Source organism: Psychrobacter sp. UBA6766, assembly GCF_002453355.1.
GTDB lineage: Bacteria > Pseudomonadota > Gammaproteobacteria > Pseudomonadales > Moraxellaceae > Psychrobacter.
The window spans coordinates 71,300-84,858 of record NZ_DKGQ01000051.1; the positions used below are offsets into that span (position 1 = coordinate 71,300).

Sequence of the window (13,559 nt, forward strand, 5' to 3'; positions counted from 1 at the left end):
TCGGGTGTCAAATCCTTTAATTTAGCTGTTATAGAAATATACTTATTATTTTCAAGCATCATAAAATCTACGTAATTTAAAAATAAAAAAGACCTTTTAAGCCATATTTTTCATGACTTAAAAGGTCTTTTTTTAATCTGCACTTTTATTTAGGTGAATAGCTCAAAGTTGGGGTTTATACTAAAAACACGAAACCATTACTCAGTAAAAAAAATTTTGAAACCATCTTGTTCTGTTTCATTACTTGACCCTCTTAAGCTCTGAAACCGACTAATAGTCTTAACTACTAAAAACGGGGATATGCCTTAGGAGTTCAAATTCGATTAGCAACCGTTCGTCGGTTAAAAAAATAACCAGTATTTTAGAAGCTATAATCAACTCATCAGCAAAGCCATCATTTACTTTGTCTGAAATTAAAATTCACAAAAGGATATATTCATGAAGCTCACAAAAACACTGATGGTTACTCCATTGTTGTTACTTTCTATTAATGCTATTGCCGGCATGGGTGACGTTAATGGCAGTACCAAATGCACCACCGTTGACTCTATTAGTAAGAAGAAGGTTGTTGCAAAGTCTTGTACTTACGATGGTTCAGTAGGAGGGAGCATGAGTTATGCCATTAGCCAACTAAATTTTAAACTGCCTAATGGTAGTACTTATCGTACCGTCAATAATGCTACGTTTGACTTTGATAAAAACGGAAACGTCCAAAATTTAAAAGAAAGTATTTCAGTCAACGGTAATGCAGCAGAAATTATAAATTTGCATCATAAAACATTTAAAAAAATCTCTGATAAAGAAATAGAGAGTCGCTATGAGAAGAAAAACCCTAAATTTTCTGATGTTTTACAATGTTTCAAATACATCAAAAAAGACACTGCTTTCTGCGTACCTTATGAATTTATTAGCAGCATCTCCTAACAAGTATTTGGCTATAATGCGTTCTTTACTCTGTACTTTAACTACCTATATTTATCTACTGGAGCAATTATGAATTCCATATCTATAACTTCTTTGGCCTTATTAGCGACTGCATCTTTACTATCTACAACTACCCTAGCTGCTCCTAACTCTTCTAAAAGTATCAGCAGCTATAAAGGCAATGATATGGTTCATGTATTTGGTTGGATGGAAGATGCCTGTTCTGGTGAAAAGCCACCTTATAAAAAGATTGCTGCTAAAGACACAGCATTTACAGACAGTATTAGAGGTAAAAAAGCTTCTGGTGACTTTGTTAAGCCAAAGCCACAATGGTTATCAGAATATCGAAATACTATAAAAGATGTAAAAATGAAGAAAGGTGAACCATATACTGAATATCGGGTAATTTTTGATAAAGGCGTTACCTACCGAGGTCTGCCTCTAGTTGAGTATACATTCAGTTTTATACCTGAATCATCAGGTGGTGAAAACGTTTTAAAGTTTTCATCCAATGCGAACGTATCTACTATTACGTCGAACTTCCAAACTCGAACCATGGAATACTGGGGTGAGATGGAAAAAAGAGGGGCTACTTACGACCCTAAAAATAAGACGATTACTTGTGAATTTTGGTAAATGATATCTTTCGAATAATTCTGATCTATGGTGTCAAATTTACCCGTAACGGTATTTCGATAATAATAGTAATCGAAATACCGTTACGGGCTATGAGTGATATATTCACAAGATATATTGAAAAAAATTTACGAGCAAGTTTAAACTACTTATCATGATAAGTGAGAATCTACGACGTTGAAGTATTCAAGATATTATCGACTAATAATAGTAATTTTGCAGTGTCTGCTAAACATCTAGGCATAGCAATACAGATCCTGTTCAACTAGAAAGCCAAATGGAATAAAGGCAAACTTGTTGACACAGAATAATATTTCCCTCACCTTATAGTCGCTTTTGAAGAAATATAGCAGCTTTCTGACGCTCATACTTTTATCTACCAGATACGAAAAACATAGATTTTTGGTCTTCGCCGCAGTGTAGTAAATAGGATATTTCTAGATATTGTTCTTTTATAGAGTTAATTGATATCTATGACATAATATCTGATAGGTAGCAATATCTATGGTATTACAGGTCTATAAATAGCACTTACAACCATACCGGTACTAACCAAAACTATAAAAAGACTCTGTCTTATAAGTGCTCAAGCTAGTATTCATAATACGTACACGATAAACTATTAGATACAATTTTATCAGGTAGCCATGTGAATGTTGGGGTTTTTGCTCCATACATGGTTTAAAGTGCTGCCCTTAAAAATGAGACCAAGAGAAAGCAATGACAGAGATTAATGGAAAGCGGTTATCCTATCTTTATGAGGCTGTAACTATGGGCACGATCCGGGGTGCAGCAGATAAGCTTAATATTGCTCCCTCGGCCATCAGCCGACAAATATCTCTGTTAGAGGAAGAGTTATCATGCGTTCTTATTGAACGGCATCGCAAAGGAGTAACGCCGACAGAAGCTGGTAGTATTCTCTTGCAGTTTTATCGGGAATCGCTCTCCGCTGAAGAGACTTGTGTTTCCAAATTACAGGCGTTATTGGGATTACAGCGGGGTCATATAAAGTTAGCAATGGGTGATGGTTTTGTTGGGGATTTGATGTTGGGCCCACTATCTCAGTTTGCCCGTCTATATCCGGAGCTAACGCTTTCAATCAGTACTGGTGGAACAAACGAAGTGATTCGTCAGGTTGAAGAAGATGAAGCGCATATTGGGCTAGTGTTCCATTCCAGCAGTCATCCGCGTATCCGCTCACAGGTTGTCAGTTGTCAGCCAATGTATATTATTGTTTCGCCCGACCACCCTTTAGCCAATCGAAATAAACCGGTGCAGTTGAAGGAGCTTCTAGAATTCCCAGTGGGGCTGGCTGAAAGTCGTTTTGGCGTACGTCAGTTACTAGCGATGGCCGAATTTCAACAAAAGATTCGATTTAACCCTATCCTAACCACTGATTCATTCTCTGTACTAAAGAATTTTGCCCGCTCAAATATGGGGTTTACCTTTCTACCGTATTTTGTGGTGTCTAAAGAAGTGGAAGACGGACATTTGATAGCAGTCCCTATAGACAATAAGCTGCTGTCAAGCGGTGAAGCTCATATTGTAACTCGGTTGGGACGTCATCTATCCCAAGGCCCACATGAATTACTACAGCACCTGAAGTTATGGATGAAAGCTTTGTAAGCGGGCTGCACACTGGCAAAATCGAGTTGCTGGGAGCTATTTTGAGACAGCTGTGATGCGCCATCGATATTTGCGCCCGTCCTTATCGTTGCCGGAGATGCTGCAGAGCGATCTCGACATCGAATATGCCATCGATGCTAGACTGAATACGGTGCTCTCGCTCTGTGAAAGCGACTTCGTGACTAGGGACATGTCGTGGGGCTGCCGAACTGTTTGCAGCCCCAGATTGGGAGTGGGCAATCAATAATCTGAGTCAGCGGCTCTTAGGAAAGGCGGTCGCTGGCTACACCGAGAAATTCATTCCGTCCATCGAATCGCTGGACGATAATTTTTATCTCAGCAAGGTCTGACATAAGCTGTTCGATAATGGCGCTGCAGTTGCGAACATACATTAATGACTTTCCTAGATTAGCCTGTAGAAGTCAGTCAAAAAATTTAATGCAAATCGTTGTTAACACCATTATTCAATACTATCGCTCAATTGATCAGTCAATCAGCTCAGCCTTGACCCTGCCAAACGCAGCAATCGCCGTATCGATATCTTTCGCTGTCAACGCCGCACTCATTTGCGTCCGAATGCGCGCTTGGCCTTTCGGCACGACAGGGAAGGAAAATGCGACCACATATACTCCTTCTTTCTGTAAGGCCTCCGCGAAGCGCGCCGCGAGTGCGGCATCATGCAACATCACCGGAACAATCGGATGCTCGCCAGGTAGCAGCTCAAAGCCCAGTTCTTCCAGTCCCTGAATCTTGCGGTGTTCTCGCGAAGTTGGTGGCGCAAGGCACTTGAATCCATAACCAGGTCAAGGGCCTTGAGTGCACCAGCGATTACCGGAGGTGCAACATTGTTGGAAAACAGGTAAGGGCGCGAGCGCTGCCTGAGCAGCTCCACGATTTCTCGACGGCCGCTAGTGTAGCCACCGCTTGCTCCACCAAGCGCTTTGCCCAAAGTACCCGTTGTGATGTCGACTCTATCCATACATCCACGGTACTCATGAGTCCCCCTGCCCTGTTCACCGATAAAGCCAGTGGCATGGCAGTCGTCGAAATGTACGAGCGCTCCATATTTGTCGGCAAGATCACAGATCTGGTCCAGCTTTGCGATGTAGCCATCCATTGAAAAGACGCCATCGCTGGTGATCAGCTTGAAGCGAGCGCCGTTTGCATCAGCAAGCTGCAGCTGCCTCTCCAGATCGGCCATGTCGTTGTTAGCATATCGATAGCGGCTGGCCTTGCACAGCCGTATGCCGTCTATGATGCTAGCGTGATTAAGGGCATCAGAAATAATGGCGTCTTCTGGCCCCAGCAAGGTTTCGAACAGCCCACCGTTCGCATCGAAGCAGGAGGGATATACAATTGTGTCTTCCAAGCCGAGGAAATCGCTGAGCCTGTGTTCGAGGGTTTTGTGTAGTGTTTGAGTGCCGCAGATGAAGCGCACTGAAGCCATACCGTAGCCCCATTCGTCCAAGCCCTGCCGTGCTGCTTCCTGCACATTAGGATGCTGGGCAAGGCCAAGATAGTTGTTGGCGCAAAGATTGAGTATTTTCGCCCCGACCAAGCCTTCAACACCAACTCGCGAATCCTGTGGCGAAGTCAGTGCTCGTTCAGTTTTATAAAGCCCTTCGGCCTTGATGGAATCAAGCTCCTGGTTCAGGTGCTGCTGAAAATCTCCGTACATGTCAGTTCTCCTTTTCTTTAAACTTCAGACCAATCAAGCACGACTTTGCTCGCATTACCGGCAAGCAGCGCATCGAAACCCTGCTGAAACTCGCTGAAATGCAGCCGATGCGAGATGACCGGTTTCAGATCAAGGCCTGAATCAATCATGACCGACATTTTGTACCAAGTTTCGTACATCTCGCGGCCGTAAATACCCTTGATTGTGAGCATGTTGAATATGACCAGGTTCCAGTCAATGCTTAGGTCCTGCTCCGGTATGCCGAGCATGGCAATCTTGCCGCCATGGCACATGCTCGCAATCATATCTCTGAAAGCCGACGCATTGCCGGACATTTCCAGACCAACATCGAAGCCCTCTGTCATTCCGAGCGACTGCTGTACATCGCCAAGTTTCTCGCGGCTAACGTCCACCACCCTTGTAGCGCCAAGCGTTGTAGCCAGCTCTAGTCGCTTCGGGTTTACGTCGGTTACCACCACATGGCGGGCGCCAGCGTGCCGACACACAGCCGCTGCCATGACACCGATCGGACCGGCGCCGGTAATGAGAACGTCTTCGCCGAGCAGTGGGAACTGAAGCGCAGTATGAGCACCGTTACCGAACGGATCGAACAGCGAGGCTACATCCAGGTCGATACCCGGACGGTGCTCCCAGACGTTGGACATGGGCAGCGCAACGTATTCAGCAAACGCACCTTGTCGATCGACGCCAATCCCGCTGGTATGGGCGCAGAGATGCCGCCGGCCGGCCAGACAATTGCGACAGCGGCCGCACACGACGTGGCCTTCACCAGATACAATCTGACCCGGACGGAAGTCATTGACGTTGGATCCGACTCTGACGATCTCGCCTACGAATTCGTGGCCAACAACCATTGGCACGGGAATGGTCTCCTGCGCCCAGCTGTCCCATTTATAGATATGCAGATCGGTGCCACAGATGGCGGTGCGTAGCACACGCACTAACACGTCATTGATACCAACGTCTGGTTCAGGAACATCTTTCAGCCAAAGGCCAGGTTTTGCTTCACTTTTGACGAGCGCTTTCATAGTATGAAATCCTTTTTGATATGACTGAGCCGACTCATCATCAGGCAATCAATAAAATGCAAGTTGCATTATGCGATAGCGTACATCAATCGACTCGTATATGAACTTGATGTGCCAAGGTCAATCTTAAAGATGTCAAGTACGCTGAGCATAGCTCCTAATGTTTCTATCAGACTTTCAGCAATATGTACCCGATGTTCGTAACTGTGAACATCGAAATGAACGACTTCGCGCCGTTCACAACATGATTTGTGCCACGATAGCCGATCCTAGGAAAGTACCAGTAAAGGTAAGTAAGGCAACCACTGCAATTTTAAATCCAGATTTTTTAAACAAATTGACTTCCATCTGAGAAATTGCAAACCCTGCGTAAGCAAGCACAGGAGTAATGAGTTGTAATACACCTAACTTATCTGTTTCTACTAAGACATACTCACTCATTGGAAACTGTGGCAAAGATATCAAAATAGCCACAATTGATATCCAAGCGATAGCGGGGATATTGACAGGAATAATTTCCTTTAATAAGACGCCAACGATACAACAAGCGAATAGAATCAACATGGCAGGTAGCGCAGAGATTGGATTGACACCTTGTCCTACCCAATTACTGAGTAATAGAACTATACAGATAACAGCTAATAGAGATAAAGACTGCCATACTGATAAAATAGATTGCTCTGGTATCTTTGCACCAAAATCTGTTTGTGTAGCAGTGGTATTGTCATTTTTCTTAAACTTGCTAGTAACTTTATATAAAAACTCTGTGAATGGTAGGGCAACAAATAAACTGACGAATAGCCCTGTCGCGTAAGTCAGTAAGTTAGAGGTCGCTGCAAATGCAGTGATAGTTTCTGCTTGAGCAGGTACGGTTTCTGCGAGCGCTGCCGAACAGGCACCCATCATACTGCCACTACCAATACCACAAGCCATTGCCAACGCACGAATATCCATGATATCCATAGAAGCAATAATACCCGCCATTAATGAGAAGTAAATCGCGCCAAACAAAGTACCCATTACATAGACACCCATTACACCGATACCTTCGGGGCTCTGCAGTCCATACTTATCCGCAATTAGCGCAATATTAGGCTCACGAGCAATTGAGTGAGTGGCACCAATAGCTTCTCTTCCCATTCCAAACACCAATACAGCAACAGGTAATGCTATAAGGGCAGTAGCTACATTTCCTAATTCTTGTAGTAAAAGGGCGGGACCTGCGGCTATTATTTCTTCGACTTTAGGGCCGACGCCAACGCCAAATTTTGCAATAAACGGCATGATACTTAGAAGAACAGCATAGCTTGCAAATTTTGCTCTATCCCTGGAAATTACAGCTTTCATTGAGGGTATAACGTTGGGGTTCAACAATATTGTAAATATGAATGCGTATAGTAAAGGCAGTAACACTAATGTACCAATACCAATTGGAATCTTAATGATCCCTATCCATTCTGCAAGCAGTGATGTGATAATCACTAGTAAATGCAGCTTCCAATCAAATAAGTGCTTCGTCATTGTACTTGATAGAACACTGGTGTTATTCATAGCAATTCCTTTTGCATTTTATGATGTCTACGTTTTTTTATTATTTGGTTTATGCAGAAACCTTTGGTAGTTGAGACTCAACCAAAGATACCCATACTTTAATACCTGTCTCAATAGCATCGTCATTAAAATCATAAGATGCATTATGCAGAGGCTTAGAGGGGCTACTACCATCAACACCTAACCAAAAATAAGCGCCTTTAACGACTTGACTCATGAATGAAAAATCTTCAGAAGCCATTGATGGCTCTATATTAGTATTTACTTTATCAGCACCTAACACTTTAGTAGCAGCTTCCTTAATTTCAAGATAGGCCTGCGTGTCATTAGTGGTTACTGGGTAGCGGACATGATAGTCAATCTCGCCTGTGACGCCATATAAAGGAGGTAGAGTTGTCACCATTTCTGTCAGCATATCCTGCATAGATTGACGCACGTCCATATCAAAGCTACGCACTGTACCTTTTAGAATGGCGTAATCAGGGATGACATTAGTAGTATCACCACTATTCATCTGCGTTACGCTAATAACGCCTGATTTGAGGGGAGATATTCGACGAGAGATAATAGACTGAATATTAGTGATCAATGCCGCTCCTGCTGCTATAGGATCAGCCCCTAAATGTGGCATAGCTGCATGAGTGCCTTTACCAGTCAAAGTAACCTCAAAGGTATCAAAGGACGCCATCATAGGTCCGTTATTGACCGCAATCTCTCCCACAGGTAGGCCTGGCCAGTTATGTAACCCGTAGACGGCGTCCATAGGAAACTTATCAAACAACCCATCATCAATCATTGCTTTTGCACCGCCTAGCACTTCTTCAGCAGGTTGAAATATAAAATGAATCGTTCCGCTAAAATCTTTGTGTTGACTAAGATGCTTTGCCGTACCAAGCAGAACTGAAGTATGACCATCATGACCACAGGCATGCATACAATTTTCATGAGTAGATTTATGATCAATGTCGTTTTGCTCTTTTATTGGTAGAGCGTCAATATCAGCTCGTATTCCAATAGTTGGACCTGAGCCGTTCTTTAAAGTACCGACAACCCCAGTACCGCCCAATCCTTGATGCACCTCAATCCCAAAGGACTGTAACTTATCGATGATAAATGATGACGTCTTGAACTCTTTAAAACCAAGCTCTGGTTGACTATGAATCTGCTTACGCCACTGTTTGACTTCGCCTAGTAGGGTTTCGTTAATTAACATTCATTTTCTCCTTACGTACTATTGGATTGAATAACCAAATTGAATAGCAGAATCTTTTGCTGTTTCGACCCACACACTTTTGGTCTGTGTATATTCGAGTAAACCTTCGTAGCCACTTGATCGACCATAGCCGCTCTCACCAAAACCACCGAACGGCGACATAACGTTGATTGATTTATAGCTATTTACCCAAAAAGTTCCTGCATTTACCTGTGCGGCCGTACGATGCGCGCGGCCGATATCAGCCGTCCAAACAGCGCCCGCTAAACCAAACCGACTGTCATTTGCTATCGCAACAGCTTCTTCTTCTTCATCAAATGAAATAACAGAAACCACAGGTCCAAAAATCTCTTCTTGTGCGACTCGCATGTCATTTTTCACATTGGCCAAAACGGTTGGCTGATAAAAATAACCGTTTTCACCGCCACAGATTTCTCCCGGCTTTCCGCCTGCAGCAACAACCGCACCTTCAGCAATACCGTCAGAAACTAACGAGTGTACGTGATTAAACTGTTTTTGATTATTAATCGGTCCCACCATTGTCCTTTCATCCCAGGGTAAACCCACAGGTAACTTACCGGCTGCTGAGGCCACACGTTCCACGACCTCTTGATAAACATCACGATGGACCAATAATCGAGCACCCGATACACAGCTCTGTCCAGCAGCAGAAAACACAGCAGCTTGCGCGCCCACTACCGCACGGTCAAGATCAGCATCTGGATAAATGATATTGGCTGACTTTCCGCCCAACTCCAACACGCAAGGAATGACACGTTGCGCAGATGCCGAAGCAATGAGAGCACCAGTCTTTGGTGACCCAACAAAAACCACCTTTTTAGTTGCCGGATGAGCAATGGCAGCAGTACCAGTAGTGTGTCCCAGCCCATTAATGACGTTTACCAAACCACGCGGGATACCTGCTTGCTCAAGAATTTTAACGAGTGCCGTTGTGCTTAGTGGGGTTAATTCAGATGGTTTCAGTAAGACGGCATTTCCTGCACAGATGGCAGGCGCAATCTGCCAGCCTCCGGTAAATATAGGCGCGTTCCAAGGCGTGATTTGAGTCACTACACCATAAGGCTCATGACGAGTATAGTTTAAGTGAGTAGTTGGTACGGGAATAACTTGTCCCATAATTTTGTCACACCAACCAGCATAGTATTCAAACATATCTGCAACTTTCGCCACTTCAACTCGGCAATCACGAATAGGCTTACCTGCAGAGATACACTCTAAGCGTGCCAGAGATTCTGCGGCTTCGCGTATTTTCATGCCGCACTTCCACATTAATTGACCTCTTGCACTGGCAGTCATTGTCCACCATTCTTTTTGAGCTTTTATAGCAGCATCAGCGGCATTAGCAACAATATCTTTTCCCGCATCACGATAGGTTAAAAACACCAGACCAGTCGCTGGGTTAGTCAGATCGATGTTGCTTCCATTACCTCTCACCAGTTCTCCATTAACCCAGCTACCAAATTCAGAAGTACCCAGTAGTTCATTAAGCAATATGCCAACTTGCTGCTGGCCATTTCCTTCTACGATAAAACTCATCATTTATTCTCCTAAGCCAGCACTTTTTACAATACAGTTAAAGTCATCCTGATCAGGTATGTTTGCTTCGCTTTGCGACCAAATTTCGGCTACCTGTTGCGCCAAAGGCAACTCTAATCCCATCTGACCAATCATATTTTTTGCTAGACGCACGTCTTTACGCATCAGCTCCATAGTGAAACCAGAATCAAAACCTTGATTGAGAATCCAACGAGGGAAGTTCACTTCACTGATCGCACTACGGCCTGAGCCAGCATTCAAACCAGCAATAAGATCTTCAGGATCAAGTCCTACCTTGGTACCCAAAGCGATTGCTTCAGCAGTGGTCACGAGATGTGCAGCACACAGAAGATTATTAATGAGTTTAGCCGCATGTCCATTGCCAGACTCTCCCATATAGACCACTTTTGAGCTTAAGGCGTCCAGATACAATTGGGCACGTTCAAGGGCGTTACGTTCACCACCAACCACCATGACCATTGTACCGGCCTCAGCACCCGCTGGACCGCCACTGACAGGGCAGTCCAATAACTGATGGCCCAATTGATCTAGCTCCGTCGAGAGTGCTCGCGTCAATTCTGATTCTGAGGTAGAGGTGTCAATAATTAAGGTTTTGGGCTTAGCATGATCGATAATGCCATCTTTCCCCTTAATCACTGCTTGTACATGCTTTGCCATTGGCAAAGATAGAATGATGACGCTAGTTTCAGCACACAGTGCTTTGATATCTGCAACGACACTCACACCGATTTCCTCGGCAGCTTTCCGTTGGCTTTCTCCTATGTCCGTGCCGAACACATTAAAACCTTCGCGAAGCAAAGACTGAGCCATACCGTTACCCATACGGCCTAACCCGACGATACCTATAGTTTTTTTATTCATGCCTATTCCTTTAGTCTTGTATTTTCTGTCAGTTTCATTATGACTAGTAAGCCATTAAGAAGAACCATAACAAAAGATCTTTTATGTTCTAATAAAGGCAACACTAAATTAAGCAGCGAAATAGATTCGCCCTCATCTTTCATTGATCAAGATTGATGAGTAATCGTTAATATAACTGTAAACAGTTTACTATAATTGGTGGCTTGGCTTTGATAACGCTGTCTTTGCAAACTTTGTATTCGGAATTTTGCATGGATATGATTATCTAAATGAATGCTAACACCCAGTATAAGGCCTGGATAATTACCAGCTCGGTTGCCTTAGCCAGTTAATTGATAATGACAGATCTTGAATAGTATAGTGATAAGGCAGGATGATAATGAAAGGCCTTAAGAATAGGATATAGGATGGTCTCATATTAGTAACTATTTAATATAAAAGGCAGTTACACAATATGAACCGCCCCGAGATTGTCGGAGACTCAACTTTCTGAGAGTATACGACAATGAAAACACGAAACTACATTCCCGAAATTAAAGAACGCCCCGTTCGTATGCTGATTGAAGCAGCGGGCGACTATCCATCCAACTGGTCAGCGATTTAAGCCATTGCCCCTAAGATTGGTTGTACTCCTGAGACCCTGCGGTCTTGGCATAAAAAGCACATCGATCAAACCATTCCTGCCTCAGTGCAAGCTCAAAGTGATAAAGAGCGCATCAAAGAGCTTGAACGCGAGAACAAAGAGCTCAAGCAAGCCAACGAGATTATCAGGAAAGCTGTGGCTTTTTTCGCCCAGGCGGAGCTCGACCGCTAACTGAAACAATGGTTCAGTTTATTGATGATCACAAGCAGAAATACGGGCTCGAGTCAATTTGTAGAGTCCTACCGATTGCCCCATCAACCTATTATCGTGCTAAAGACTTGGAGAGCTGCCCTGACAAGCGCTCATTACGCAGTCAACATGACGACTTCTACATCAGTGAAATCAGGCGCATCTGGCAGGACAGCAAGTGCCGCTACGGTGCGCGTAAAGTCTGGCAACAGATGAAAGCGGATAGTATCCATATCGCATGCTGCACGGTTGAGCGATTAATGAGACAGCATGGTCTGCAAGGCGTCTGGCGCGGCAAAGGTAAGATAACCACCAACAGCCGTGACGACCAAAAGCGTGCTGACGACCTAGTCAATCGTAACTTTACGCTTATCGCCCTAACCAGCTGTGGGTGGCTGATTTTACTTATATCAAGACGACAAGCGGCTGGGTGTATACCGCCTTTATCATTGATGTGTTTGCACGCACTATCGTGGGCTGGAAGGTATCTAATTGCATGAACACCGATATGGTAATGGCAGCACTTAATCAAGCAATAGCAGATAGAAACAATCCCAAAGATGTGATTCATCATAGTGATAGAGGGGTTCAGTACTTGTCTATCCGCTACACCTCTAGGATGGCTGACTCTAGCGTGATTGCCTCTGTTGGCACCACAGGCGATTCGTACGACAATGCCTTAGCTAAGACGGTCAATGGACTGTACAAGTCCAAGGCTATTGATTATTTAAAGGAGGATTGGACTGGCGTCAACGATGTTGAATTAGCAACCCTTGAATGGGTAGACTGGTTTAATAAAACAAGGCTGCATAATACGATTGGCTATGTGTCACCTTTTGAGTTTGAAAAGCGGTATTATGATAACCTTAATCCGTCAGGCATGGCTGCCTAACTCAAGTAAATCAGCCTCCGATATAGTCGGGGCGGTTCAGTCTAAATTAGTTGTTCACTATGACACTACTCAACCATATATATCATACCCATCCAACAGCACTTAGGCTTATCGAAAACTTCTGTACTATAGAAAATATGTTCATCCTCTATACCCATATTATCAATAGTATCCAATACAATTTCAAACTCATCAAACGTAAAATGGCGGTTACTTTCAGCTTTAAACATCATATCTTTTATAGTGATATCTTTAGGAATCTGATCAATGATCTGACTGCGTGCTTGGTCTGATTTAGACATTTCTAGTACGCTAGCTTGTATAAACTTAGCAAGTTTCGCAAAACTTAGCGCCTTTTTAATATCTGCAGGGTCATTACCCATAAATTCGTTGAAAGTAGTTTTAAACATATTCATGACTTGTTGCACTTCATCAGACTGGCAAATAATAATGCCGTCCACCATATCAAATTGCTTGATAGTTTTTTCAGTCGTTTGCAAACCGAGTAAGAAACTTGGCGCTGTTTTGAACCTTAGATCAATTAGTGATTTTTCACCCCAATTATCACTAATAAGAAAAAACCCATAATGGGATAGGTCATATTACCTCTGCTGTCAAATCCGTAGACATTAACTTGGGCTATCTTGCCGAAAGAAATCAATCACTTCAACGTTGATCCATGCTATCAAATTCATGGACTGAGCTATGCTGAAGAAACC

Annotated in this window: 9 protein-coding genes, 3 pseudogenes and 1 other annotated feature; of the genes and pseudogenes, 4 read left to right on the plus strand and 8 right to left on the minus strand. The window is 43.6% G+C overall.

What is annotated here, in order from left to right; translation table 11 throughout:
- The first annotated feature begins 438 nt into the window (after positions 1 to 438).
- The 3 genes from B4K26_RS11285 (at position 439) to B4K26_RS11295 (ending at position 3,186) form a co-directional block, all read left to right on the plus strand.
- Complete coding sequence (locus tag B4K26_RS11285) at positions 439 to 924, plus strand: hypothetical protein (RefSeq protein WP_296245592.1); 486 nt, start codon at positions 439 to 441, stop codon at positions 922 to 924.
- A 69-nt stretch (positions 925 to 993) separates the two neighbouring features.
- The gene (locus B4K26_RS11290) at positions 994 to 1,560 is read left to right on the plus strand and encodes a hypothetical protein (RefSeq protein WP_296245593.1); all 567 of its coding nucleotides are present in this window, start codon (positions 994 to 996) and stop codon (positions 1,558 to 1,560) included.
- Positions 1,561 to 2,280: 720 nt separating this feature from the next.
- Positions 2,281 to 3,186, plus strand: coding sequence for a LysR family transcriptional regulator (locus B4K26_RS11295; RefSeq protein WP_296245594.1), 906 nt, complete (start codon positions 2,281 to 2,283; stop codon positions 3,184 to 3,186).
- A gap of 485 nt (positions 3,187 to 3,671) precedes the next feature.
- On the opposite strand, the pseudogene B4K26_RS11305 reads toward B4K26_RS11295, so the two are convergent.
- The 7 genes and pseudogenes from B4K26_RS11305 to B4K26_RS11335 form a co-directional block, all read right to left on the minus strand.
- Positions 3,672 to 4,864, minus strand: a pseudogene (locus B4K26_RS11305) (glycine C-acetyltransferase).
- A 17-nt stretch (positions 4,865 to 4,881) separates the two neighbouring features.
- Positions 4,882 to 5,913, minus strand: coding sequence for an L-threonine 3-dehydrogenase (gene tdh / locus B4K26_RS11310; protein ID WP_296245599.1), 1,032 nt, complete (start codon positions 5,911 to 5,913; stop codon positions 4,882 to 4,884).
- A gap of 237 nt (positions 5,914 to 6,150) precedes the next feature.
- A complete protein-coding gene (locus B4K26_RS11315) occupies positions 6,151 to 7,464 on the minus strand; it encodes a DUF3100 domain-containing protein (protein ID WP_313630953.1) in 1,314 nt (437 codons plus the stop codon).
- Positions 7,465 to 7,513: 49 nt separating this feature from the next.
- Complete coding sequence (locus B4K26_RS11320) at positions 7,514 to 8,677, minus strand: M20 aminoacylase family protein (RefSeq protein ID WP_296245600.1); 1,164 nt, start codon at positions 8,675 to 8,677, stop codon at positions 7,514 to 7,516.
- 18 nt (positions 8,678 to 8,695) lie between these two features.
- Positions 8,696 to 10,237 (minus strand): aldehyde dehydrogenase family protein, encoded by a 1,542-nt coding sequence (locus B4K26_RS11325; RefSeq protein ID WP_296245601.1) that lies wholly within the window; start codon positions 10,235 to 10,237, stop codon positions 8,696 to 8,698.
- Positions 10,238 to 10,630, minus strand: a complete 393-nt coding sequence (locus B4K26_RS11330) for an NAD-binding protein (protein WP_296245607.1) — start codon at positions 10,628 to 10,630, stop codon at positions 10,238 to 10,240.
- A 6-nt stretch (positions 10,631 to 10,636) separates the two neighbouring features.
- Positions 10,637 to 11,134: pseudogene (locus B4K26_RS11335) on the minus strand (NAD(P)-dependent oxidoreductase); the annotation flags it as partial.
- A 487-nt stretch (positions 11,135 to 11,621) separates the two neighbouring features.
- Between B4K26_RS11335 and B4K26_RS11340 the strand changes: the two are divergent.
- Positions 11,622 to 12,840, plus strand: a pseudogene (locus B4K26_RS11340) (IS3 family transposase).
- Positions 11,897 to 12,013: a sequence feature (AL1L pseudoknot), on the plus strand. Its footprint overlaps the pseudogene before it by 117 nt.
- Positions 12,841 to 12,905: 65 nt before the next feature.
- Here B4K26_RS11340 and B4K26_RS11345 read toward each other — a convergent pair.
- A complete protein-coding gene (locus B4K26_RS11345; protein ID WP_296245602.1) occupies positions 12,906 to 13,340 on the minus strand; it encodes a hypothetical protein in 435 nt (144 codons plus the stop codon).
- Positions 13,341 to 13,559: the final 219 nt, after the last annotated feature.

Bases quoted from the DNA above. Each gene is read 5' to 3' on its own strand.
- B4K26_RS11285 (WP_296245592.1), top strand. From the start codon at position 439: ATGAAGCTCACAAAAACACTGATGGTTACTCCATTGTTGTTACTTTCT.
- B4K26_RS11290 (WP_296245593.1), top strand. From the start codon at position 994: ATGAATTCCATATCTATAACTTCTTTGGCCTTATTAGCGACTGCATCT.
- B4K26_RS11295 (WP_296245594.1), top strand. From the start codon at position 2,281: ATGACAGAGATTAATGGAAAGCGGTTATCCTATCTTTATGAGGCTGTA.
- tdh (WP_296245599.1), bottom strand. From the start codon at position 5,913: ATGAAAGCGCTCGTCAAAAGTGAAGCAAAACCTGGCCTTTGGCTGAAA.
- B4K26_RS11315 (WP_313630953.1), bottom strand. From the start codon at position 7,464: ATGAATAACACCAGTGTTCTATCAAGTACAATGACGAAGCACTTATTT.
- B4K26_RS11320 (WP_296245600.1), bottom strand. From the start codon at position 8,677: ATGTTAATTAACGAAACCCTACTAGGCGAAGTCAAACAGTGGCGTAAG.
- B4K26_RS11325 (WP_296245601.1), bottom strand. From the start codon at position 10,237: ATGATGAGTTTTATCGTAGAAGGAAATGGCCAGCAGCAAGTTGGCATA.
- B4K26_RS11330 (WP_296245607.1), bottom strand. From the start codon at position 10,630: ATGGGAGAGTCTGGCAATGGACATGCGGCTAAACTCATTAATAATCTT.